This is a genomic window from Pseudoalteromonas sp. P1-16-1b, from assembly GCF_001401785.1.
Lineage (GTDB): Bacteria > Pseudomonadota > Gammaproteobacteria > Enterobacterales > Alteromonadaceae > Pseudoalteromonas > Pseudoalteromonas undina.
The window spans coordinates 147,697-171,898 of record NZ_LKGQ01000001.1; the positions used below are offsets into that span (position 1 = coordinate 147,697).

The following is a 24,202-nucleotide window of genomic DNA, read 5'->3' on the forward strand; positions in this document are numbered from 1 at the left end:
TCAATCTCGCTGTAATACACACTGTTTAACACACTAAAAACGGGATCTCACACATGAAATTCAATAAAGCAAAAAGCATGCTAGCCTGTGCAATTACTTTAGCCCTAAGCACACACGCTGCTGTTGCAGCAGAACAAGCAAAAGAAAAAAAAGTTGAGCGAATTGTCGTTTCTGGTACCCCCGCAGGTGTTGGGATCAGAAAAATTGATGCCAGCTACGCAGTAACAAATATTGATTCATCACAAATTATAAAATTATCACCAAAAAGTACTGCTGACTTATTTAAAGCTGTTCCCGGTGTGTGGGTAGAAAGCTCTGGTGGTGAGTCTGGTGCCAACGTATTTGTACGTGGTTTTCCAGGAGGTGGTGATGCGCCATTTTTAACACTCAGTATTGAAGGCTCGCCAGTTTACCCTGCGCCTACTCTTTCATTTTTAGAAAACTCATCGTTATTTAGAATCGATGAAACGATTGAAACGATGGAAGCACTGCGTGGTGGTCCTAACCCTGTGCTATCCAATGGTCAGCCTGGTTTAACAACCAACTTTAGGTTAAAGCGTGGCAGTGAAGATACTCAAGGCTTATTTAAATACACCACCTCAGATTACGACTTACAACGGGTTGATGCTGTGCTAAGTGGTGAAATCACCGACGACCTATATTTCATGGTAGGCGGCTATGTTAAAAGCTCACCGGGTATTCGTGATGCAGGGTTTACCTCAGAAAAAGGAAGCCAATTTACAATTAACATTACTAAAGAGTTAGACAATGGCGAGCTTAACTTTTATACCCGTCAAACAGACGATCACGGTGCTTGGTACTTACCCACCCCATTAAACGTTGACGGTATTGACGCCCAGTATACTCAATTAGGCACACTTAACCGTCAAGCGACGATTTTTACCGGCCCAGATGCGCAAGCACACGATATTGACCTAGGTGATGGCCGAGGATGGGATGGCCATGTATCCGGCGGTAGCATTAAACTAGAATTTGATAATGGCTGGCAATTTATAGATCGTTTTAATATTACTAAAGGCGATGCCAATACATTTGGCCTAGTACCTAATGGTTCAGCAACGACAATTGGTGAAGTGGCTGACAATGGTCAAACGGCATTCGGTGCAGTGACTAACACCGAATATGCTAGTGACACCGCGATTCAGCAACTGGGTCGCTGGGTAGTATTAAAAGAAATAAGCTCGTTTACTAACGACTTAGCCTTTTCAAAGCAATTTGGCGATTTATCGGCCACTTTGGGTTATTACACCGCAAGCACATCTGCGAGCGATTGGTGGAGCTTAGGTAATACGGCGTATCACGTGCTAGAAGCCGGTGGTGAGTCATTAAATGGCATTGAATGTAACCAAAGCACTGCCGGGTGTGGTTTTAATTACGATATTAGCTCAACAGGCGATGCTCGCACCAATGCCTTTTACTTTACAGGCCAATACAAATTTGCAGATGCATTTACGCTTGATTTAGGTGTACGTAAAGAAAACCATGACGTGCAATACAGTGTTGATGAAGACCTTGACGGTATTATCACTAAAACTGTTGATTACGATGAAAGTAAAACCTCATGGACAACTGGTCTAAACTATTCAATTAATGACGACATGGGCGTGTTTGCACGTGTTAACCGTGGTTATAAAATGCCATATTTTGATGACTTTAGAGATAACTTTGGCGCATACCAAGGGGGTGAAAAACTAATTAAAGAAGTAACGCAGGGCGAACTAGGTTACAAACTTATTTCAGACTCTACCGACTTCTACGCCACCTTTTTTGTCAATGAAGTAAAAGGCGATACCTTTGTAAGTCGCCCGGGTGTGCCGGCTGAAATTTTAACCAACGAAGCGTATGGTGTTGAACTTGATTATAACTTTAATCATGAATCTGGCTTTTCTGTTAATTTAAATACCACATTACAACAGACCGAAATCACTGAAAGCCCTGAAAATAAAGGTAACGACGCACAGCGCCAACCTAAATGGCAAGTACGTGTAACACCAAGCTATGACTTTGAAGTAGACGGCATGTATGCCACTTTATATGGTACTTTGTCAGCAGTGGATGACCGCTTTGGTAATAACGAAAACACCGTAACACTTGATGGCTACGAAAAAGTAGACTTAGGTTTAATTATTGAACCAATGGAAGGCATTAAACTGCAATTAGCCATAGATAACCTAACCGACGAGCAAGGCATCACTGAAGGCGACCCGCGCAATGCCGACGCCCCCAATGGCCGTTACATTATGCCGCGTACAACACGCTTAAGTGTTAGTTACGCATTTTAATACACTCCCTAAGTAATAAATTAAAGTCGCGGTGATTAATATACTGCGGCTTTTTTTATTATAGGTGTCAACCTATTAGCAAGCTCTCTATGCTCACTAACAGGTAAATGTATGCCCTCTTTATTGCAAGATTGTATCAGCGGATAACAATCTAAAAACACACACGTGTGACGATAGGCGACGGCTTTAAATTCAATAGATAATTGTTCAGCTTTTATACCTGCACCTGCGTAAATACTTTTATAACTTCCCACTTCATGAACCTTGGGCGGGCTTATAATGATTATCTTTGGTATTGTTTTACAGTGATAAAAGGCTTTAATGGCTAAAATTAACTCCTCAAGCGCTTTGCCAATATCGATAGCAGACAGTGCAAAACGTGCTTTTAAGTCATTAGTACCGAGTTGAATAATAACAACATCAACAGTGTGCGCTTCCAGATACGGTTTTAAATATTTAATGCCCGATTTACCTCCCATAAACGGGGGGTTATTGACTAAAGTACGATTAGGCTCCCCGGCTTCAATCACTTCAAAGCCGGTGCCCAACTGCTGCTTTAATAAAGTAGGCCAGCGTTCAATTTCGCTCAGCCGTTTGCCATCAACAGGAGAAATACCAAAGGTATTAGAATCACCAAAACACAGAATATTCATTAAAACGGATTCAATGATAGCCTTGTTGCTGTAACTGGGCGTGGGCTGTCATCGCTGAAAGCGCCATTTTCACCCCAGGTATAAGCTGATCTGCTGCTACCTTCATATGCATTGCCGACTGCCCGCATACATATACCTGCGTGTTATTAGCAAGCAGCTGTTTAATTAAAGATTCGGTTTTGTTATCTTTTTCAAACCGAGCTTTATAATCACTGTTTTTCAGTACATCAACGCTGGCTCCACCGTGTACCACCAGCGCAAGCTGAATATTTTCTGGTTTTACGCCGTGAGCCACATGCATATTAATAAATCGCGCTAACGAATTAATATGATTATTTTGCACGCCCTTTTCAGCGCCTTTACCTACATCAAAGGCAACTTTAAACTGCGCTTGGTTTAAATCAGACACATGCTCGGGCACATTATAAAAATAACCATAGTCTTTAATAACAGGCGCAGGCTCTGCAGCAAGAGTACTAAAGCTAGCCAAAAGTAAGCTTGAGCCAATAAGTAACGTTTTCATACATCATCCTTTTTACTTTTTGTTTAGCCTAACGCTATTTAACGTGATTAACTAGCCTGAACATGTGAATGTGCTTTGAAAGTCATTCCTAAATAATTAAAGGTATGTTTAAACATATCGATAAATGCGTCTGGCGCAGAGGGAGATGCAGCATTAGACAACAGTGAAAACTGTTTTTGTCGTAAAGCTCTAAGTTTCGGTTGTAACGCCTCATCATCCATGTAATCAGTAATTCTATCCATAAACGCTTTCATTTGTGGCGTGGTGTTATACCAATAAATAGGTGACGCAATTACCCAATGTTCGTAACGAAGTAACACTTCAAACAAATTATAAAAATCATCATTGTGATACTGCTTATCGTAGCGATAAGGTGAAATAACATAATCATCTAAGCAAAAAACAATGCCGCTTTGTTGCTTACTATAGGCATTAACTTGCGCGGTAGTATTGCCATTTTTACATCCACTTGAATATATGATTGCGATATTGTGTGCTGATTTTTCTTGCATTGGGTTAGCTCCTTTTCTTATGATGGAGCAAAGCTTAAAACCTCAAGTTAAGTTCAGGTCAATAAGAAATAATTTAATTTTTAAAAGGAATTAAAGTGATGGCGGTACAAAAAAAGCTTACTGAAGCCAACTTAACGGTTGGGTTTGTCGCTAAACGCAGTGGCGTTAAGGTATCTACACTGCACTTTTACGAAAATAAAGGGCTAATACGCAGTTGGCGAAACAGTGGCAATCAACGACGCTTTAAACCAGATGTACTAAGGCGAGTAGCAGTTATAAAAGCAGCACAAGCGATGGGGATCACGCTAGAAGAAATTAAACAAACTCTAGCAACGTTACCAGAGCAACGCACGCCGACCCAAAAAGATTGGTCTGCACTTTCAAAGCAATGGCAAGAGAAACTTGATGAGCGTATTGCTTATATGCAACGTTTACGTGAACGGGTTGATGGCTGTATTGGCTGTGGGTGTTTATCAATGAGTAAGTGCCCTATTTATAACAAAGACGACCACTTAGGTGAAACCCAAAGTGGTGCCATTTTGTTAGAGCGAGATTAAGGCTTATAAAACCTTAATCTAGACCATTTAAGCCTTCTCGGGCAGCGCGATATAATGCCCCTAGAGTTGAATCAAATACCGATTTAATAAAACTGTAAGTCAGCTCTACGGCTTTACTAATAACTTTGCCAGCAAACACTAACATGTGCCCGAGTAAACCTAAGGTTTGTGTTGCAAATGAAGCTGACGCTTTGGCTATTTTATCAAGCGTTCGCGCCAGCATATCGTAAAAAGTTAAACCTGTACCTATGGCTGCTTGCGCCGCAACAGCACTGTAGTAGCCCGAATCTTTTAATAAGGTAACTAACGCAGCGCCAAGTTTATCTGCCCAATGCGAACTAAATGAAGCTTGATTTCTGTCTTCAAACTTCAAACGTACCGGCGTGCTTAAAAAGTGGTTTGCTTTTACAGTTAAATTACCCCAATCATTACTGTTTGCAGTATTAACATAGCCTGGCGTACCACTTAACTTGTGGGCTGCGCCTTTAAGGCCCTGACCATTATCAAGACGAATTTCTTGGCCATTGTAGGGCGCATGTGAAAATGGCCACAAAGGCACTTTTGTAACTGGATCAGCGCCGTGTGTACAGCGGTATATTTTATCAATACGAGAGGTGGCAGCGCGTGAAAAGTTATCAAGCCCCACTCTTGGTGAGCCGAACGTATATAATTTAACCGGCAACGAATACTCTGCTTTTATCCAATCGGCTGAAAGCGTAGCCAATGCACCACCTAAACTATGACCAACAATGTGCACACAGCCGGTCATTTTATCTCTTATATTTGCAGCAACGAACTCTTGTAGTGCAGGTTTCATACTATAAAAGGTTTTATTAAACCCAGCATGTACCATACTGCCGTTAGAGCCACCGCTTAAACCAAAGTGTGCATCTGTTAGCCCATCTCTAAGAGAAGCCGTGCCACGAATAGTGATTACTGAATCACCTTGAAATGAATTTTTACCGTGTGCAACAAGGCCAAACCCAGTACTTAAACCAAATAAATGAGAGAAAAACCCGCCTGACACACCTTGTATGGATCTATTATTGATAGAAAAATCAAACTGATCTCGTAAGGATGCATGCAATAGCCCATTTAATAGTTTTGTATTTTTTAATTCTTTAGCATCATAAGCAAGTGATGCTAATTGGACTGCCTGAGTAGGTGTTAACGTATTCATTTTAAATCCTTTTATTGGTTTTAAACGTTAGAGCTTGCAGGTGGTAAAAACTGCAAATGTATGCTGCTTATTATCTTTAGCAGCTATATCAAACGTTTCTGGCTCATTTGCGATATCACAAACCAAATTACTTAAGTATTTGGTTAGCGTATCTTTATGCTCATAAGGAAATAGCCTAACAGCCCAAATAGTAACTTCCTTTGCATTCTCATCTAATGTGTATATGTGTTGTATAACAGATTCGTTGTCGAACATGTTTGATGGCTTTGATGTTTTGATAACTTTTTTAGGGAAAGAAAAACGACCATCACTACTTGTTGTTACTTCATCAATATATTCATCGCCATAATTTAGTCTACGAAATACCTTTTTACCAGCAACAGGTTGCTCATCAAAAAGCAAACGCCCTTCAACTGGAGCTGATAACACAAAATCTTCCTTACTAAAAAAACCAAACATATTTGCAAAAACCTGTGTTGTAGTAAATAAAATTAGAATAGCCACAACTACAATGAGTAATGGCAACTTAAACCGCTCCATCAAAAATATAATCTCCAATAAATCAAATGCATGCACCATATATCGTAAAGAAGTGCTCTGGCTCTTCTTCTATAGGTATGTCGTATGTTTGTGGGTCTTTGGCAATATCACACTCTAAGTCAGCGAGTAAGCTTTTTAGGGTATCACTCCCCTCGTGCATAGACACGGTTATGTACCAAAGAACAACGCCCTCAGGCGTACCATTTTCTAAATAAACATGTTGAACCAGTGATTCATTATCAAACATGTTTGCAGGCTTACTCGTTTTTATAGATTTTTCTGTGAAGGTAAAAAAACCATTATGATCGGTTATTGCTTCATCTTTATATTCATCACCATAAGTAAGCGCACGTACAACCTTAGTATTTGCAACAGGCTGCCCTTTATCTAATAATTGCCCCTTCATCGGAGCCGATAAAACAAAATCCTGCTTATTGAAAAAACCAAATATATCTGCACAAGTCTGTGTTGTAGTAAAAATAATAGCAATAGATACAATTACCAAAAAGTGAGCTTTAAAACGTGATAACAAAATATACAAGCTCCCAACTGTTAGCCTCAAAATACACGTGTCGTATTGCTATTTAATGACGTTTTAAACTCTTAACTATATCAGTGTTAATGAAATTGCCATTTCAACTAAAATTTATTCTAATTGGGTACAAAGCGCACTGCAAGCATTTAGAGCAAAAAACAAGCAATAAATCATTCCCTAAAAAAACAATTCATAAACCAGCTTACATATAATGCTAAACCCAAGTCCCATCATTAATATATAGCCATATAAAATAGCAATAGCGCCACCCGATGCATCCCCTATTTTGTCTATTTCAATACATGTAGAGCACACTATAAAAAAAATAAAAAAGTTAGCAATTAAGCCTAATATATAAGCTTCGCCAAATAGTGGGGAAATACCGACTAATATAGCGCTTAGCATAATAAGTATGCCTGAAAGCGCCTCCTTTAAAGAAAACTTGTACTCAATAATTTTGAGCACTAAGGTCACTACCATTAATGCTAAAAAATAAACCGTAGGTTTAAACTGGCTATACAAATAATCCACACTAAACATTTGGCTAATCGTCAATGAGGGCTCTTTAGCTGGGCTTAAATCTTCTGTTATCGCGCTTGAAGCGTCATCGGTAAAAAAATACGCAGCCGCAACAATAATTAACTTTATCATTCCAAAAAAGATAAAACTGGCGACCATAAACCCTATTGAATCGTCTCTGGTCAATTGCTTGTTTGCCTTACTTTCTACAATTTTAGCTAGCAATACACCCAACAAGCACACACTACCTAAATAAAGCAGCGCGACCCAAAACTGATCAAGATAAAAAACCGATAAGCCAGGGGCAATAAATAAAAACATTGAATCTTCATTATCTAACGAGCTTTTGGGCTTAACACTATATTTTGACTGTTTAAAAAGTGCTAAATAAACAAATAATGGCTGTAAAAACAGCATTAAAATGCAGGTATTTATAAGAGTCATTTATCATCCTTGATTACAGCCAACACACTGCGCCGAGAGTATTGGCAATTATGAAACTAATTAAAGGTTTATTTTTTGCAGGTAGGTTTTAAGCTTTAATAAGCCCGACTCAAGCTCAAACTTTTGTATTTTAGGGTTTTTAAACTTAAACCCGTTTGAAATATGAGTATTGATCATCGTCGCCATGCCTTCAAAACCCGCAGGCGCAGTTGCGACTAAATCGCTCAATAATGGTTGAATAAGCTCTTGATGCTCTTCAATTTTGGTTGGATCCTCGTAAATATCGTATACAAGATTGGTTAGTGTTTGTTGGTTTTGTTGTTCCATAATAATTCTATAAGCCTTAAGTTTGGCGTTTATAGTTCCTTTTTATTTCAATTTTCATTCAATGATTTTTTAATCAAAATTTCTTTTTTAGCTAACTCTAACAAAATAACAGCTCGTTCTTTATCATAAGCTAAAGGGCTGTGGTCAATAACATATTGTGCATGCTCATTTACTGCAAGCCAATTCTGCTGCGATTTATATAAGTTTGCCAACTTAAAGTGCGCAGCAGCAACTAACGAATTTGGCAATTCTGCATCTAATGCTAAAAACTCTTTGTAAAGGGAAATAGCATAATTAATATCTTGCTCCACAAACATACCACTGCCATATAACCAAGCTAAAGTTGAATAAGCTTTTGGATCTTTTGCCGCAACCCGCTTTTTGGCCTCCTCTAATAATCGAGTTCCATCTCCATTATGGAGGCTTAGTGTAACCAGTGCCTTCCAGTATCCCATTTCATAAGCTTTTTCACACCACTCTTCAAGATACTCAGGCGCGTTAATTAAGCTTTTATGGCACTGCTCTGCGGCAGCTAATACAGTCAAATCTGGAGCATTTATATCTATTGAATTATCCCATCGAGGGCCAGCGGCATTACTAATTAAGCTAAAAGTAAACAGTGCACTAATTAATATATACTTTGTCACATGACTTCCAAGTGAAAAGCTAAATACGCGTAAAAAACTCACAAATAACTTTCTTTCAAAGATGTTTCGGCCTCATCTCGCCATCTCTGTGCAAGCTCCCTACGACCTTCTCTTTTTGCATTATCAATTACATATTGAGTATGAGTTATTACTTCATCCCACATACCCAGCTTTCTATAAATTGTGGCTAACTCAAAATGTGTAGAAGTTTTAAGTGTAATTGCTTGGTTATTTTCTTGTTCTAGATAAAGCTTATATAAGCGTAAAGCTTCACTTAAATCTTTTTTAACTAAACGGCCGCTTTGGTATAACCAAGCTAATGTATTAATAGCATTAGCTTCACCTTGTTCAATTCGAATATTTAATTCATCTAAATAACGAGAACCATCCCCAGTATACATACCAATATAATACAAGGACTCCAAGTGACCCATTTCGTAAGCTTTTTCACACCATTCTTCTAATTTGTTAGGTGCATGCATATAGCTTTTTTCGCATTGCTTAGCTGCAATTTTAACGGTTAAGTTCGGATCATTAATATCTATATTCGGAAACATGGATGCTTTAGTATCCATAGAAGTAAAAAAACTAATTGCTAACGCAAGTGTAACTAGTACTTTTACCATTGGAATGATCCATCATTATTAATACGCTTTTCTGGTAGATGAACTTGAAATGACTTAACCGTACTTTCATACGGAAAGCCCTCTTTGTAGAAGTATTGTCCTTTCAAAGTCTCTTGTTGGCTAGACATCCCCTTGCACGGTCTGTCACTGTAACAAGATAAGCCACCAATAAAATCAATAAAGCGAACATTTTGAATACCGTGCTCTTTAATTAAAGAATCAATACCTATTTGATACTTTAAATTCTTAACTGCGTGCCATCGACTCATAAAAGCAACAATTTTATTCTGCTTAGCTCTCTTGAGGATTGTAGCTAAATTATAAGCCCAAAGATCGTTTCTAAACGTATGCGCGTCAAAACACTCCCCAGTCACGGCTTTTGTCGATGGGCATACACTATCCATTACTTCCATGGTTTCTACAGAAACATCCAATGCAACTATCTTCATTCCTGCATTGCGTGCCGCCTTTACCAGCTCACCATAGGCTTGAGGAGTAAAATCACCGTGTGTCCAATATTTATCAAAATATTGCTGTATTATGTTAAAGCCTTTACCTGTTCGTTGATAAAGTTCAATTTTTTCCTGCATCGAGCTAGGCAGCATTTCTATAGCAAAATGTGTAAAACCCGCAGCCTTTAACTGCCTAATCGCTTTTATAGCTTCATATTTATAGCCGGCAGCACTATGGCTCGATTCGCCAAGCATCACTAAACGCGCATTGCTCGCCATTGTTTTGTAATTTACATCCGTGTTTATTTTATTCATTATATTTCCATATATTTAAAACTCTTAATGTTATTCAGAATAACAAATTAGTAGCACTGATTTAATATTGCACTCTTGTTATCACAATTGAATACATCTAACTCTTAACTTATGCATCTAATAAATCAAAATAATAAAGCATAACTGATTCAATAGAGTGCTCTTCAACTAACTTAGTATTCTTTGCGCTAATAACCCCATCATCAATACTAATATTGCCTACATTACTTCTTAGTGTAATTAGGCAGTTCGTATGCCCTGAGTTGATATCCCTTGTAGTCCAGCAAATACCTGTCTTATCTTTGTGGAGTAATTTTACTTGCTCAAACTTTAATGACTGCGATAGCTTTGCTTTGTAATCTACTTTTATAGGTTTAGTTACTTTTATATTTAAATACTCTGACGCGAAGGCGGTATGACTTAGCGTAAGCAATAAAGCACAAGTTAAAACTTGTGAAAGCGAGATAGGTCTTAGTAGTATTTTTAGCGTGGATTGTACAGCTATTACATCAGTTAAGCTTTTAAAACCACCCAGTCCAACAGGTTGTACTGTTCTTATTAATGACACCGAAAGTCCACTTTTTAACACTACCTATTTTAGTTACAGTTGTAACCAGCAAGTAAACACCCATCATTTTATGTGGGTGTCTTTGTTATTTCAATTTTTATAAATAAAGTATAGAAAAACTAAAAATATTTTTAACTTAGTTTTGAAATTTCTATAAATATCCATTTATAAAACCCTAAATCATCTTCCTCAGAGTTTTGATAAGGCATAACAGCGAAGTCATAATTAAGGACAAATATTAATTCTTCTATACTGTATTTGCTTTCCAATTTATTTTTATAGGTTTGCTTTACCTCTTCCCATAATTGCATTGCATTATCGGAGTACTTATCTTGCCAGTGCTCTTTCAACAGTGCTGAGTTATTATGTTTTAAAGTAAACGCAGAAACATCTGCTCTCGTTAACGTATCTACATTTGGAAGTACTAATAGCGTTTTCGCCCAATATCTAGGGTAACTTTCAGGCAAGCCTTCCCATGACTTTATTTGATTTATAACGTCTATATCAAGATCATCATATTCTTGACTATCGATATCGAGTGATTTGTACCACGCGAAATCTTCATCATATTTAAAGTCAATTGAGAAGTCCCCTTCAGATGTTATTTCAAAACGCGCTTTATTCCATGGAACATCATCTTTGTCCTTTTGCATAATCGTATATAGAGCATAAAAGGCCTTATTACACATTGAATTTTTATAAACACCATTAATGACATCTAAATCAAAATCAAAAATCTGTTGTTCATACGTGTATTTAGGATCAATCGATATTGACACATTTAATCGGTGTAAATTCACTTCTAAGTATGCTTTGTCCCATTTTTCAGGTAAGTGTTCAAACATACTCTGCCCAATGTGGTTATATATTTCATCTATATTATTAAACAAATAAATTCCTTAATTATCAAAATGTTGAGGTTGTTGTCTTACCTCATTTACAATGGAGGTTGCACGTAATGACTTTGGTGTAGTGTCATCACCATCGTATTCTGCTAATATTTCTATTTCAACTTTGTTGTCTTTATCCAATTCTTTAGCCCAATTCTTTTCCATCTCTCGCCATTCGCCGTAACGATTTTGGCCTTTTAGTTGAGGTACTAAGTTTATCTTTTCTGCTGGGCCTTGAAATAGAGTACCAATTAAATGCCCGCCATCATAGTCAGGGTTATCGCCACCATAACGACTTTGTTTAGAGCTGCGGTGTTTTTTATCTCTTTCTTTTTGCTTTTCAATAGCTGACTTTTTGAGCTTGCCTGTAACTTTTATTGTACGTCTTTGATCGTCCGTTTCATAAGTATAAGTTGCAGGTTGACCATCATGGATAGAAGTAACTACGTATATAGTATTAGGCTTCGGATTTTCAAGTTCTTCCTCCCAACTACCTCTTCCTCCAGGTTCATCCGATGCACTTCCAGCCAAAATTTTTACAATTGGCTTTTCTTTCTTATTATTCTCAGCTTTTGGCTTTTTAAAATTGAATTTTTTAGGTTTTTCTGGCTCTTTTGGTTTTTCTGGTTGATTATTTGTGACTACAATATAACCCCCAGATTTCTTACCTAAAACAGAACCATTAAACCTAAAATCAGATAACACTTTCGCATCAGGGTTTTTATCTAGCAATTCACCAACCGTTGCTTGTTTTAGCTCTACATCATCATCAAAATATCCCTGCTTCTTCCTTAACTTTGTTAGCTCGTCAAGGTTTGTTTCTGAAGCTGCAAATAAAGCTTGATAATAATCAGGTTTCAAGCCATATTCCATTGCCTTTGAAACGTCAAAAAACGGGGATTCATGGGGTGTCATCGGCGTACTTTCTAATGGACTCTCGAACCTAAGTAGTTTTGTATCTGGTGAAATATATTCAACTATTTTACCTGAAGCACCTATAACAGGAATTAGATTATCCGTAGGAGATCCTTCCTTACAACTCAACCCAAACGGATCAACCCAATTAACCGGATTTGGCGCATATTGATAGTGGTTTATCCCACCCACTAAACCAATCGGGTCTTGGTTTATGAAGCGTTGTTGTTTGGGGCTGTAATAACGGTAGCGGTTGTAATGTAAGCCGCTCTCCTCGTCTAAATATTGCCCTTGAAAACGAATTGGCTGAGTGAAGGTGTCTTTTTTATTTGACTCAGGCTCGGCTTCTGATTCTTCATAGCCATACACATCCGCTTGGTTTTCCCATACTACTTCTGCTTTGTTGTTGGTTACAAAACGCGGGGTATTAAGTTGGTCTAGGTGGTAGTAGTACACCTCGCCTTTTTTAATCAGCGTGACTGGGTGAAATTGATTTGGCAGGTTGATATACCAGGTATATTCACCGTGTTGGTATTCGCCAATTAACTGGTCGTTATCCCAAATGTAGTCAATTTTGCCCTGCTCGGTGTGCTTAGCTATACGACGCCCGAGTGGGTCGTAATCGTATTGAGTAAGCGTGCCGTTGTTGTTAAAGCAACTTAGCTGATTAAATGCATTGTATTCACGGCGGGTTTTTATGCCTTTGCCGGTTTCGCGTATTTGGTTACCAAATTCATCATAATGAAAGTCGCTATCGCCAAAGTGGGTTAAACGGTCGGCATCAGTGACTCCTGTAATAATCCAATCGTCTTCGATTAGGTTACTGGCTGCGGTTGCTACACTTGAATCGCTATACTCACTATGAATTACATTACATGTGCTTTCTGACTGACTGCTTTCAACCCTATTGATGGCATCGCTATCATCATTTGGCTCAGTAGCCTGCTGCTCAGCTAATTCGTTATTTTGAATTTTTGACTGGCTAACTGGGTTACCAAAGCTATCCCACTGGTATTGGGTAGTTTTTGTGTTCTCAGAACTTACTAGATTTTGCTGAATTAATTGGCCTAGGCTGTTGTACTCAAAATTAATGTTATGGCTACTAACGCCTTCCTCTTTACGCGCAATCAACTGATTTACGCTGTCGTAATTGTACTTACAGGTATCAAATAGTGCTTGCGCAGGATGGGTTAACTGCTGCTGTGTTAAGCGGTTAAATACATCAAATTGTTGGGTAAGGGTTATGTCATTACCAAACTTTTGCGTTTGAATATTACCTTGGCTGTCGTAGCTAAGCTGTGCAAGTTCAACAGCCGTGCTGTTGGCTTGCTGTAAATGAATAGCACTTAGCTGACCAAATTTATTGTAGCTATATTTAAGCGTACTTGAATCTGGCAAGGTCAGTGATTGCCTTCTGCCGTAGCCGTCATAACTGTATTTTAAGGTATGCGCTTGTTGCTGATTATGTACTTGCTCAGCACGCAGTAACCGCCCGCCTTTATCAAACTGCTGCTTTAAAGTTGATTGTGCATTATGCGCACGGGTAATTTTACCTTGCAGATTATAGCTGTAGTAATTGGCGTTATTAACGATGTGAGTATCGGTTGCCAAACTTGCATGCTGCGCAGTTACGCGGCCTAATTTATCACGCTCTATTTTTACATGGCGTTTATCACTTTGTGTAACCGAGGTTAAGCGGTTGCAAGCATCGTATTTATATTGCTGTAACGTGCCATCGAATCCAGTTACTTGCGTTGGGTTTTCGTTAGCGTCATAACTTATGCGGTATACATGGCCGTCGCTACGCTCAATGGCTGTTAAGTTACGCTCTTTATCGTAAGTTAAATGCAGTGCACTGCCATCGGGCTGAATAACACAATGTGGCTGGCTTAGCCCTTCAAAGTGTTGCTCGGTGGTATCACCCTTACTGTTTTGCGAGCTAATTAACCGCCCTGCATCATCGTAACTAAAATGTTGATGCTGTTTGTTCTCAGGAGCTTTTTCGTCAAAAGCAATGGTTTGCGCAAGCTGGCCGTGCTCATTGTATTTATATTGAGTCAACAAACCTACGTTATTAATGGTGGCATTTACACGGCCTAAACTGTCGTAGCTATAACGAATAAGCTCATCGTTATGGTGCTTGGCTAAAAGCTCGCCTTGCTCGTTCCATACAAATTTAGTGACTTGCCCATCTTTATTTATGTGTTGGGTTAATTGGCCAAATTTGTCATAGCTGTAAAGTACGGTACGACCGTCGCCAAAGGTTTCACTTTGCAGCAAACCCGCCACGCTATATTTACGGGTAATGGTTTGACCATCAGGCAAGGTGGTTAATACACGCTGACCCAATTGGTTGTAAGCAAATTTAGTGACACTGCCATCTGGCTGGGTTATTGATTCTAACTGACCATAAGGGGTATAGCTGTATTTTATTTCACTACTATCTGGCTTTATTTCCGTTATTTTTTGGCCTTGTGCGTTATAGCCGTATTGCCACACATTACCATTTGGGTCGGTGTGCTTAACTAACTTACCTTGCGCGTTATGTACAAAGTGCTCTTTATGACCACGCGAATCTATACAGGTTGTTTCACCAGCGTCTAAATTATATTCAAACTGATACGTATAGGTGTTGTTATCGCCCCACTGTTTTATACACTTAGCACTTGATGAGTAACTGTCCCATTCAAAATGATGGCTAAAGCCACTGGCACGGGTACGCTTAGTTAATAAGTTAGCGGCGTTATAGCCATAATGCTCTGTTTCACCCTGCTGATTTGTGGCGCGTACGAGGTTCTTGTTTTCATCATAATCATATTGCGCAAGTAACGGCGTAAGTAATACTGGCTTATTGTTATCGCCAGTACGGTAAGCCGAAATGTTTGCCAGCAACCCTTGCGGGTTATATTTTAAAATACAGCCACGCGCTTTATTTACCTCAACGCGATGCAAGCGCTCTTTCGCATCGTAATAAAAACCAATACTTTGGCCTTTTTCGTTAATAACTTTTTCGAGCAACCATGAGTTTTCGCCAGCTTTAAACGTAAGATGCTGATCATCCGGCGTTACCAATACTTGCTTACCATTAGTTTGGTAATGCAACGCCAAATTACTGCTTAATTGATAGCTCGATTGCCCCGGTTTTACTTTTTCAAAACGATGTTTAGCGCCATGCTCATCTTGGTATTCTAACCAGTAGGTGCCTTTTTGTTTTGGGCCTACTTTAGGTGGCGGTAAATAGTGCTCAGTTAGCTGCACCATAAAGTCATGTCGCCAACCATTACCCATAGAGCTGCATACATCCGCATGCGATGAACGGTATAGGCGTCGCCAAATTAATTGTTTACTGCCTGCCAGGGTGAAATCAATAAGCGGCAGTATTTCTTCACCCGAAAGCATAGAAACCGGATCAGAGCGGCATTCTTGTTTAGTGATTGGTTCTTCACTTGGGGTATTATTACTTGCACCGCCACTGTTTTTAGCCGGCGCTTGAGAGGCACTTTTACCTGAGGCTGTTGAACTGCTCTTACTACTTGGCTTTTTACCTGCTGCGCCGCTATTGGTGTTATCACTTACCTGAATGGCCGACTTAGCTTTTTGGTGATAACAACTAATTTTATCTGCAACCAAAGCTTGGGTTAATACACTCGCGGTTTCACGGGCTGACGCACCGCGCGAACAGCTCACTCCTGCAAGGTTAAGTAAGTTAATAACGTCTAAACGCTTAGCAGCGTCGCTTGTAAGCGCACTACCTACTTGCGCAATTTGATTTTTGGCACTTTCCGGCGTGTTAGCTGCTACAGCAACAAAGCCCGACGGCGCAGAACCTTTACCTGCGACGAGGCAAATTGGGTAACTTATTCCCTGTAAAACAACGGTATTACTTTGCATTAGCTGTGTACTTCCTCACTTATCCATAAGTATGATGCTGCACCTTGATGCTTAGCTTGCTCCTGTGAAAGCATTAATGCATAACTAAAATGCTCAACAATTGCAGGGCTTGTAGTTAATTGGTACAAATTAACCAACCCTTCTAGTGCGCCTATTTTCCCTAATTTATAATTGGGTAGTTCGTAATATGTGTGCTCATCAATTAAGCTAGTAAGTAGCTGTAAATTGTTTAGCCAACTATCATCGTCGACCCCATTTCCTGGTGCAAAAATTAAATCAATCTTATTCTCTGTTTGTTCAGCTAATCGCGTAAGCATACCTGCAAACTGATTATGTTTGCTAAAATCAATAGATGCTGCAATTTCATGGCTTACCTGCGACCACCCGCAAGGCACCATTTCAACTACAGCCAACGCACCACCTACACCTTGATATACAAACTGCTGCTGTTTATTTGCTTTAAAAGTTGCATCTAAAGCAATTACATTAAATTTTTGCCATTTTTTTTCACCGGCCAAAGCTATAGCAGAGTGTGCAGCTGTTGCACCATGAAAAATCAGCTCGTTGCTATGATCGGGGTATAACTGTTGTAAGCTCTGAGTTAATAACTGTTTTAGCTCATCTTGAAATGATAACGCTGGAAGTAACCAAATCATCGGCAATGTGCTGTCTGTGACTTCTGCCATTAATTCTTTAGATTTAATTATGCAATCGTAAACACAGGCATCCCAAGACTGCCATTGCAGTTCATTAAAAACAGCACTGTTATCGTCAAATAATAATGCATCTACGCTGCTAATATTTGGGGCAGAAAAGCATACCATCTCTATTGAAAATGCACTCATGATGCCACCTCGTCCTGAGCTTTATTGGCAGCGAGGTGTTGATAATAGCGATATAAGTTAAACACCCCTTGGCTATAGCTATCCATGGCTGATAAATAAATGGCATTAGGCACTTCATCAAGAGGCTGTCCTGCAATCAATCGTAAACTCGACATGGCGGTTTCATATTTAGGCCAGTTATGTTTTAACTGCTGCTGAAAATCTATTAACGCGCTTTCATCGCCTTGCCAAGCAAGTCGTTGAATATCGTATTCCACTAGCTGATCGAGTTTATCACCTAACATGCGTCTTATTAGCGCAATAATTAACGCGGGTTGCTCTACCTGTTGTAATAAAGAATTGGCTAAAACAATCAGTTTTACAAAACCGCTTTGTAATAAAATATGCAATGTATGATCAACCGATAAGGTATTACTGGCATGATTACTTAAGCTATTTACTTGCTCAAAATTTAATGACAACAAAAATAACGACATTAAGGGTGATAGATGGGCTTGCTCACTTAATGCATCAAAAATAGCCGTTAATATCTGTGGCTCGTGGTGCTGCGCAAGGCTGGGAATTTGATTTATAGTTGCCAGAGTTTGCGGGGGAATTTCATCATCAGCACTGTAAGCAAAAAACAAGGTGTTTAAATTTAATAGCCGAATTAAGTTAAAGCTATGCTGTTGAATAACCACTTTATTTATAATGATTTTAAAAAAAGCACTAAGCGCTGGCTGATTAAGCAGTTCATTTATAAATATAATATTTTTATTTTGTGGCAAGTTAGCCATAACTTCAATACATGCTTGGGCAACTAATTCATCGTTTTTAGTGTTAGTTATTATTTCGACTAGTTGCTCAGTGGTGGGCAATTTAAAATTATTTTTTTGATTATTGTTTTTTGCGTTTACCCAGCAGCTTTCTAATAGGGTTTTTCTTAAATAACGAACATGACCTACACACGTAAACGGGCACAATTGAGCGTTACTAATTTGTAGTAATTGTGCTTGATGATCACTTAAATAGGTCGCTAGCAAAGTTAGCCACCAATTAAAACAGTTGGGTTGCCCACAACGATTTTTCCGCCGTGGCCACTATCATCGCCCATTCTGGCAGCGGGTTTACCATTAATTTTAACGCTCCCCGAGCCTGTTTTTACGCTATCTGGCGGGCCAATACACACTATCATGTCGCCTTTGCGCGCCGCGGGCATGCCACCTATTAACACATTGCCAGAGCCGGCAACTATAGGTCCACCCACATGTGGAACTTTAGCGGTCACTTTAGGGCATACATGCATATGACCAATTGTAGCAGCGGGTTTACCCATTTTGACTCCTTGTCGTATTTTTGCTTGTTTATGAAATACTATTCATACAGTGGAATAACTAGTAGCTTGTTAGTCGTTACTAATAGCGAAATTTCTTCAATTAGCTCATCTTTACTGTGATCAGCAAGTGCCACTGTGCTTTGAGTTGCATATTGATATAAATTTGAAATTACATTTTCACTATTAAGTGAATCACTTAAATGAATAAAAAACTGCTGTGCATAATAGCCATTCATAGCTTTTAAATGACTTAAAGCAGGGCTTAATAATGGATCATCTGGCCTATTTATTGGTAAACACACTAGATGCGGTAAACCATAGCGGCAGTAAACAACGTGCCCGTTATTTGCAATGCCGTTTCTAAACCCTGATTGAAAGTTATTGACTATTTCCATCATTAATTTAACTTAATTACACCAGCAGATAAGGTAATGGCACTGCCATCTACTTTTACATTACTGCCTTTAATATCAATGTTTGTACCTTCAATAGTGATATTGCCACTACTGCTCATTTTAATTTGCGCAGAGCCTGTTTTTATCACTATTTCGTCACCCGCTTCAATATTAAGTGTTTTACCTACTTTTAAGGTGTCGTTTTCACCCATTTCCGCAATACGGTTTTTTGTAACGTTAAGATTGTCGTTATTAAGAATTTCAACATTACGATCGTTATCTATTTTTTCGTTTTGATCGTTTTTAACGTAAAGCTGTTTATCTTTTTCGGCTTGCATATACACAAGCTCGCTGCCTTTTTTATCCTCAAAGCGCAGCTCATTGAAATTATCTGCTCCACCTTCTTTAGTTGAGCGAGTTTTAATACCGCTTTGCGTTTTTTCGCCCGGTAAAGCGTACGGAGGCATTAAGTCTGCGTTATAAACAGCACCACTTATAATAGGTTGATCTGGGTCGCCATTAATAAAATCAACCAGAACTTCTTGACCTACGCGAGGGAAGAAAAATGCCCCCCACTTTTTGCCGGCCCAGTTTTGTGCAACTCGGATCCAACATGAACTTTTAGAATCTTTTTTGCCTTCGCGATCCCAATCAAATTGCACCTTTACGCGGCCATATTGGTCAATCATAATTTCATCGGCGCTATCACCCGTTACTATGGCTGTTTGTACACCATTGATAACCGGTTTCTTTTTGCTCACTTGCGCTCTGTATGGAATATCTTTTGGCACACATTCAAAATGGTTAGAATACACTTCTTCACTTGATGCTTGTGCAGCGCCTGATTGGTTTGGTACTACAATCGATGTCATCATCGAAGTAATAGCAAAGGTTTTACCTTCAAGGCGTGGGTCTTCATGTTTTTTGAAACTAAACAGTTTACCAACAGAAAATGAGCGGCAGTCACTGCGCCCGCTTGAGAGCTTCATGTCTCTTTGTAGCGACTCTAATTGTACAGATGCCAAATTAGCCGCGCGAGGATGGCACTCTGCCTCTGCTGTATATTCAAAAATTTCTGATACCGATTGCGTGGGTAACTCGGCATTTGCTTGCTCTGCATCAGGGTAACGCGACGGCTGTTTAAAATCGTAGCCTAAACGCTTAAAACTGCCTGGCGCTAAGCTTAATCCGCCTTGCCAACGCGAAACATGAGATTCGCTTAAATGGCCAGTTGAATGAACAACTTTAGCCTCACCACACGTTTCATAGGCAGTGATATCATCTGCCAAAACTAATGTATGGTTGCTTTTTGTATGCTCAAAGAAGTAAAAAATACCTTCGCTTTGTAATAAGCGTTGGATAAAGTCAAAATCTGACTCTTGATATTGCACACAGTATTCGTATTTGGGGTAGGTTTTACTGGTTTTGTCTGAAAAAGCCACATTGTGTTGGCCAAACAAATCAGCAAATATATCTTTTATTGTTTTCTTTTGGAAAATGCGGCTGTTCTTGCGATTACGCATAGAAGCGGCAAAAGGCACAATGGTAGCTTGATAATCAATGTAATTTTTTTGTTCATCAACGTCCGCAGTACGACTGCCGTTAGAAACAAGCTGACTCACAATACCGTGATAATAACGCTCTCCCCCACCTTCGGCATTTTTTACCTTTATCGATACCGGCTTGCCAACCAGATCTTCATGTGCAATTTGTTGGCCTATGGTGTACATATTGACCGACATAACAAACAAATCTGACATGGCTTCTTGTGCAACGAAGCGCGTTAAATAAAGGGCGTCTTTACCAACAGGGGTACTAATTTGAATTACGTTTTTATCTTGTGTTGCTTTTTGCATTCCTTGCTTTTCCCATCCTGAAGATCAAAAAAAGCTCTGAGCATAAGCCCAGAGCTACAATCGGGTAACAAATATTACATTTGTTGACCTTTAACACCGCTGTAACCATATACTAGTGGCGCAGTGATGTTGTTTTGATCGTCAGTAGGTGTAACAGTCATCATCATTTCAGTGTAGCTGATAGTGATTGTTTCAATTGGACGGTCGTTTTGAACTGATACTGAGTAGCTAGAGATCATGGCATCTGTAAGTTCGATTTTCATGATTTCTTCAACTTTATCACCTTGTTTAGTGATATGAAAAACAGCAGGTAGACCTTTACCAATAGTTGCTTCTTTGAAAAGATCCGGAGATGCTTTATCTTGAAGCTTAGTAATAGTCACGTCGCCTAGACGAGTAGAGCTAGATTCACGATCCATCGCTGTACCAGTCGCTGAGCTAATTTCACGGCTAACGTTCCAATCTAAAGATAAAACTGTAATTAAATCTTTGAAAGACTCGGCAGTAGTTTCGCCTTTGATTGAACCGTATTTTAAATATGTATTTGCTTGCATTTGATAATGCTCCTTTTTATTAAACAATATTATCCATTATGTGGATTCGTTTACTTTGGTTACCCAAAATTCCTTGAAATCATTATCTCTAAAACAGCAATGAAAAGGTCTTCAGAATTCCTTTCCCTAGATGAAGACAATGTCTCAAAAATTCCATGTTTCTATATAAGACACACGAATTATAATGCTCTAAAACTAAAGAAACAACCATAAAAACAGGTTATTTTAAATTAACTTTAGTTAGCTCAATATCAAACTCATTATCCTTAATTAACAATGAGATAGATGTCACTTTTTCACCATCAACCATGCTCGAAAGCAAAATTTCAGACAATAGTGGTAGTACTTTATTCTGTAATATGGTGTGAATGTTTCTTGCACCCGAACCGGCATTTTGACAATTAGCAATAATGTGCTCAATCACGTCATCGTTATACGTTAATTGCGCATCATAATGCTTTTTAACACGCTTAATAATTTTGCTAATTTGCAGCGCTGCAATTTGGGTCAGAATTTCATCACTTAACGGAATATAAGGAATAACATTAATGCGCCCTAAAAATGCGGGTTTAAATGCGCCTAATAAATCATCTTGTAATGCTTTTAATAAACCTTTAATACTCGGCTTACTTTCTTCATCTTCAAATAAACTCATTGTGGTATCAGTACCCACATTTGAGGTCATAATAATGATGGTATTTTTAAAGTCGATATCGCGACCTTCGCCGTCCTTAATCGTACCTTTATCGAATACTTGATAGAAAATATCTTGCACGCCTGGATGGGCTTTTTCCATTTCATCAAGTAGCACCACACTGTATGGTTTTCTTCTTACTGCTTCGGTTAAAATACCACCTTCGCCATAACCAACATAACCCGGAGGTGAGCCAAGTAGTAATGACACTTTATGCTCTTCTTTAAACTCAGACATGTTAATAACTGTTACGTTATCTTCACTGCCATACACTTCTTGTGCTAGTGAAAGCGCGGTCTCTGTTTTACCAACACCGCTTGGGCCTGCCAGCATAAATATACCATTAGGGCGACTTTCGTCTGCTAGCTGCGCACGGGAGGTTTGCACCACTTTAGCCATAAGTTCAAGCGCATGATCTTGGCCAACTACGCGTTGTTTCATTTGCTCAGCTAAATTTAAAATGCCATGAATTTCATCTTCATGCATTTTACCAACAGGAATACCAGTCCAATCAGAAATAACCTGTGCAATCAATTCTTCATCAACTTGCCAATGCACCATATTATGTTCGTACGAGGCTAGCTTAAGCTTGCTTTCTTTTAACTGCTCAAGTACTTCAGCAGAAGAGTCTGCATCGTTGGTGTTAATCGATTCTAGCGCTTGGTTTAACTCGGCAACTATATCCTTCTCAACATTGAACTGCTCATTTAATGGTTCCAGTTGCTGTTCAATCTCAACTAGTTCAGATTTAAGTGCTGATAATTGTTCGCTGTGATCTAAACCGGTTTTTTGCTCACGATTTAACATTAAAACTTGCGCTTCAATTTCACTAAGCCTGTTAATTAACTGCTCAATCGCATTAGGTGTCGATGCTTGACTCATAGCAACACGAGCACATGCCGTATCTAACAATGCAACGGCTTTATCGGGTAGTTGTCTGGCAGTAATGTATCTGTGCGATAGATGCACTGCACTTTCAAGTGCTTGCTCTGAAATAAACACTTTATGATGTTTTTCCATCACAGGAACTAAACCACGTAGCATAGCAACCGCTTTTTCTGGTGTTGGCTCTTCAACTTTAACCACTTGGAAGCGACGTGTTAGTGCAGCATCTTTTTCAAAAAACTTTTTATATTCAGCCCACGTTGTTGCTGCAATAGTGCGTAACTCCCCTCTTGCTAGAGCAGGCTTAAGTAAGTTAGCAGCATCATTTTGACCTGCTTGTCCGCCACTACCAATCATAGTGTGAGCTTCATCTATGAAAAGAATCACAGGATCAACAGCGTTTTTCACTTCATTAATTAGCGACTTCAAACGATTTTCAAATTCACCTTTCATGCCCGCACCCGCTTGCAGCAAAGCCAAATCTAGGCTGTGCAACTTAACGTTTTGTAATACTGCAGGTACATCTTTTTGAGCGATTCTTAGGGCAAGTCCTTCAACCACAGCGGTTTTACCTACACCCGCTTCACCCGTTAATATTGGATTGTTTTGACGACGTCTGGTTAAAATATCTACCATCTGACGTATTTCGAAATCACGGCCTAAAATTGGGTCTATTTTTCCCGCTTTTGCTTGAGCGGTTAAATCGACGGTAAATTGATCTAAGCTTGGTGTTTTAGATGAACCATTTGCAGGTGTTGTAGCACTTGCAGTGGTGGTATTACGTTCTTGCGATTGGGCAACAATTTCAGGCCATGCATGTAGTAGTTGTCCGGGTTCTATATTATTGAAAAGCTTGCTACAACGCGTTACTAAACTAGACAAGGTATCGTCTTTTGTAAGCGTATAAATAACGTAAGCACTGCGAATTTGCTCATCAGTAAATTCTATACTGGTGCTTAACCATGATTGTCTAAGTAAAGTAGTAACATGTACCGACAGACTAGGCGACGAATCACTGCCCGTTTTAAATGACTCTAATGATTGATTTAAATCTTGCTTTACCTGATCAATATCAATATCGAAAGCACCGAATATGAGTCTAACATCGTCTAGTTGCTGCTCAATCATAGCTAACAGCCAATGCTCTAATTCAACCGTAAAATGGCTGCGGCTATTACAAATTGCGACCGCTGCTTCTAAGCTCTTTCTACAATCTGGGCTTAGTTTCTCAACTAATTTGTTTAATGTCATCGTTGACATA

General features: G+C 39.1%; 22 protein-coding genes and 1 pseudogene. 2 read left to right on the forward strand and 21 right to left on the reverse strand.

Annotated features, from left to right (window positions below; genetic code table 11):
* The first annotated feature begins 53 nt into the window (after positions 1-53).
* Complete coding sequence (locus AN392_RS00595) at positions 54-2,303, forward strand: TonB-dependent receptor (protein ID WP_055011509.1); 2,250 nt, start codon at positions 54-56, stop codon at positions 2,301-2,303.
* Between the two features lie 35 nt (positions 2,304-2,338).
* Here AN392_RS00595 and AN392_RS00600 read toward each other — a convergent pair whose 3' ends face one another.
* The 3 genes and pseudogenes from AN392_RS00600 to AN392_RS00610 form a co-directional block, all read right to left on the reverse strand.
* Positions 2,339-2,956 (reverse strand): GDSL-type esterase/lipase family protein, encoded by a 618-nt coding sequence (locus AN392_RS00600; RefSeq protein WP_055011510.1) that lies wholly within the window; start codon positions 2,954-2,956, stop codon positions 2,339-2,341.
* Positions 2,956-3,479, reverse strand: a pseudogene (locus AN392_RS00605) (DsrE family protein). Before AN392_RS00605 ends, AN392_RS00600 begins: the two are co-directional and overlap by 1 nt.
* A gap of 47 nt (positions 3,480-3,526) precedes the next feature.
* On the reverse strand, positions 3,527-3,991 hold the full coding sequence (locus AN392_RS00610; RefSeq protein ID WP_055011512.1) for a flavodoxin family protein: 465 nt from the start codon (positions 3,989-3,991) through the stop codon (positions 3,527-3,529).
* A gap of 98 nt (positions 3,992-4,089) precedes the next feature.
* Between AN392_RS00610 and soxR the strand changes: the two genes are divergently transcribed.
* Positions 4,090-4,548 carry a redox-sensitive transcriptional activator SoxR gene (gene soxR, locus AN392_RS00615; protein ID WP_055011513.1) on the forward strand — a complete coding sequence of 153 codons (459 nt, stop codon included), beginning with the start codon at positions 4,090-4,092 and terminating at the stop codon, positions 4,546-4,548.
* A 13-nt stretch (positions 4,549-4,561) separates the two neighbouring features.
* Here soxR and AN392_RS00620 read toward each other — a convergent pair whose 3' ends face one another.
* The 18 genes from AN392_RS00620 to tssH form a co-directional block, all read right to left on the reverse strand.
* Positions 4,562-5,728, reverse strand: a complete 1,167-nt coding sequence (locus AN392_RS00620; protein WP_054201374.1) for a lipase family protein — start codon at positions 5,726-5,728, stop codon at positions 4,562-4,564.
* A gap of 27 nt (positions 5,729-5,755) precedes the next feature.
* Entirely contained in the window at positions 5,756-6,253 is a 498-nt protein-coding gene (locus AN392_RS00625; protein ID WP_306295544.1) for a DUF6795 domain-containing protein, read from the reverse strand.
* 37 nt (positions 6,254-6,290) lie between these two features.
* A complete protein-coding gene (locus AN392_RS00630; protein ID WP_082424773.1) occupies positions 6,291-6,800 on the reverse strand; it encodes a DUF6795 domain-containing protein in 510 nt (169 codons plus the stop codon).
* A gap of 180 nt (positions 6,801-6,980) precedes the next feature.
* Positions 6,981-7,766: a hypothetical protein gene (locus tag AN392_RS00635; RefSeq protein ID WP_055011514.1), complete on the reverse strand. Its 786-nt coding sequence runs from the start codon at positions 7,764-7,766 to the stop codon at positions 6,981-6,983.
* A gap of 60 nt (positions 7,767-7,826) precedes the next feature.
* Positions 7,827-8,093 (reverse strand): hypothetical protein, encoded by a 267-nt coding sequence (locus tag AN392_RS00640; RefSeq protein WP_055011515.1) that lies wholly within the window; start codon positions 8,091-8,093, stop codon positions 7,827-7,829.
* 47 nt (positions 8,094-8,140) lie between these two features.
* A complete protein-coding gene (locus AN392_RS00645) occupies positions 8,141-8,740 on the reverse strand; it encodes a hypothetical protein (protein WP_200908268.1) in 600 nt (199 codons plus the stop codon).
* A 38-nt stretch (positions 8,741-8,778) separates the two neighbouring features.
* Complete coding sequence (locus AN392_RS00650; RefSeq protein WP_055011517.1) at positions 8,779-9,366, reverse strand: sel1 repeat family protein; 588 nt, start codon at positions 9,364-9,366, stop codon at positions 8,779-8,781.
* Positions 9,360-10,133 (reverse strand): ChaN family lipoprotein, encoded by a 774-nt coding sequence (locus AN392_RS00655; protein WP_055011518.1) that lies wholly within the window; start codon positions 10,131-10,133, stop codon positions 9,360-9,362. Before AN392_RS00655 ends, AN392_RS00650 begins: the two co-directional genes overlap by 7 nt.
* Before the next feature lie 109 nt (positions 10,134-10,242).
* Positions 10,243-10,701 (reverse strand): hypothetical protein, encoded by a 459-nt coding sequence (locus AN392_RS00660; RefSeq protein ID WP_055011519.1) that lies wholly within the window; start codon positions 10,699-10,701, stop codon positions 10,243-10,245.
* Between the two features lie 131 nt (positions 10,702-10,832).
* Entirely contained in the window at positions 10,833-11,591 is a 759-nt protein-coding gene (locus tag AN392_RS00665) for an immunity protein YezG family protein (RefSeq protein WP_055011520.1), read from the reverse strand.
* Positions 11,592-11,600: 9 nt separating this feature from the next.
* Complete coding sequence (locus AN392_RS00670; RefSeq protein WP_082424774.1) at positions 11,601-16,397, reverse strand: DNA/RNA non-specific endonuclease; 4,797 nt, start codon at positions 16,395-16,397, stop codon at positions 11,601-11,603.
* Positions 16,397-17,242 (reverse strand): hypothetical protein, encoded by an 846-nt coding sequence (locus AN392_RS00675; RefSeq protein ID WP_055011521.1) that lies wholly within the window; start codon positions 17,240-17,242, stop codon positions 16,397-16,399. Before AN392_RS00675 ends, AN392_RS00670 begins: the two co-directional genes overlap by 1 nt.
* A complete protein-coding gene (locus AN392_RS00680; RefSeq protein WP_055011522.1) occupies positions 17,239-18,264 on the reverse strand; it encodes a hypothetical protein in 1,026 nt (341 codons plus the stop codon). Before AN392_RS00680 ends, AN392_RS00675 begins: the two co-directional genes overlap by 4 nt.
* A 2-nt stretch (positions 18,265-18,266) precedes the next feature.
* Complete coding sequence (locus AN392_RS00685) at positions 18,267-18,557, reverse strand: PAAR domain-containing protein (RefSeq protein WP_010389361.1); 291 nt, start codon at positions 18,555-18,557, stop codon at positions 18,267-18,269.
* 38 nt (positions 18,558-18,595) lie between these two features.
* A complete protein-coding gene (locus AN392_RS00690; protein WP_054201386.1) occupies positions 18,596-18,955 on the reverse strand; it encodes a hypothetical protein in 360 nt (119 codons plus the stop codon).
* Positions 18,955-20,808 carry a type VI secretion system tip protein TssI/VgrG gene (tssI, locus tag AN392_RS00695; RefSeq protein WP_055011523.1) on the reverse strand — a complete coding sequence of 618 codons (1,854 nt, stop codon included), beginning with the start codon at positions 20,806-20,808 and terminating at the stop codon, positions 18,955-18,957. Before tssI ends, AN392_RS00690 begins: the two co-directional genes overlap by 1 nt.
* Positions 20,809-20,882: 74 nt before the next feature.
* Positions 20,883-21,362, reverse strand: a complete 480-nt coding sequence (locus tag AN392_RS00700; RefSeq protein ID WP_010389365.1) for a type VI secretion system tube protein Hcp — start codon at positions 21,360-21,362, stop codon at positions 20,883-20,885.
* A 220-nt stretch (positions 21,363-21,582) separates the two neighbouring features.
* Positions 21,583-24,201, reverse strand: coding sequence for a type VI secretion system ATPase TssH (tssH, locus tag AN392_RS00705; protein ID WP_055011524.1), 2,619 nt, complete (start codon positions 24,199-24,201; stop codon positions 21,583-21,585).
* Position 24,202 lies beyond the last annotated feature (1 nt).

What these genes read in the sequence shown, in the direction of transcription:
- AN392_RS00685 (WP_010389361.1), bottom strand. Translation starts at nt 18,557, where the DNA reads ATGGGTAAACCCGCTGCTACAATTGGTCATATGCATGTATGCCCTAAA.
- AN392_RS00690 (WP_054201386.1), bottom strand. Translation starts at nt 18,955, where the DNA reads ATGATGGAAATAGTCAATAACTTTCAATCAGGGTTTAGAAACGGCATT.
- AN392_RS00600 (WP_055011510.1), bottom strand. Translation starts at nt 2,956, where the DNA reads ATGAATATTCTGTGTTTTGGTGATTCTAATACCTTTGGTATTTCTCCT.
- AN392_RS00655 (WP_055011518.1), bottom strand. Translation starts at nt 10,133, where the DNA reads ATGAATAAAATAAACACGGATGTAAATTACAAAACAATGGCGAGCAAT.
- AN392_RS00620 (WP_054201374.1), bottom strand. Translation starts at nt 5,728, where the DNA reads ATGAATACGTTAACACCTACTCAGGCAGTCCAATTAGCATCACTTGCT.
- AN392_RS00675 (WP_055011521.1), bottom strand. Translation starts at nt 17,242, where the DNA reads ATGAGTGCATTTTCAATAGAGATGGTATGCTTTTCTGCCCCAAATATT.
- AN392_RS00640 (WP_055011515.1), bottom strand. Translation starts at nt 8,093, where the DNA reads ATGGAACAACAAAACCAACAAACACTAACCAATCTTGTATACGATATT.
- AN392_RS00700 (WP_010389365.1), bottom strand. Translation starts at nt 21,362, where the DNA reads ATGCAAGCAAATACATATTTAAAATACGGTTCAATCAAAGGCGAAACT.
- AN392_RS00650 (WP_055011517.1), bottom strand. Translation starts at nt 9,366, where the DNA reads ATGGTAAAAGTACTAGTTACACTTGCGTTAGCAATTAGTTTTTTTACT.
- tssH (WP_055011524.1), bottom strand. Translation starts at nt 24,201, where the DNA reads ATGTCAACGATGACATTAAACAAATTAGTTGAGAAACTAAGCCCAGAT.
- soxR (WP_055011513.1), top strand. Translation starts at nt 4,090, where the DNA reads ATGGCGGTACAAAAAAAGCTTACTGAAGCCAACTTAACGGTTGGGTTT.
- AN392_RS00610 (WP_055011512.1), bottom strand. Translation starts at nt 3,991, where the DNA reads ATGCAAGAAAAATCAGCACACAATATCGCAATCATATATTCAAGTGGA.
- AN392_RS00670 (WP_082424774.1), bottom strand. Translation starts at nt 16,397, where the DNA reads ATGCAAAGTAATACCGTTGTTTTACAGGGAATAAGTTACCCAATTTGC.
- AN392_RS00595 (WP_055011509.1), top strand. Translation starts at nt 54, where the DNA reads ATGAAATTCAATAAAGCAAAAAGCATGCTAGCCTGTGCAATTACTTTA.
- tssI (WP_055011523.1), bottom strand. Translation starts at nt 20,808, where the DNA reads ATGCAAAAAGCAACACAAGATAAAAACGTAATTCAAATTAGTACCCCT.
- AN392_RS00635 (WP_055011514.1), bottom strand. Translation starts at nt 7,766, where the DNA reads ATGACTCTTATAAATACCTGCATTTTAATGCTGTTTTTACAGCCATTA.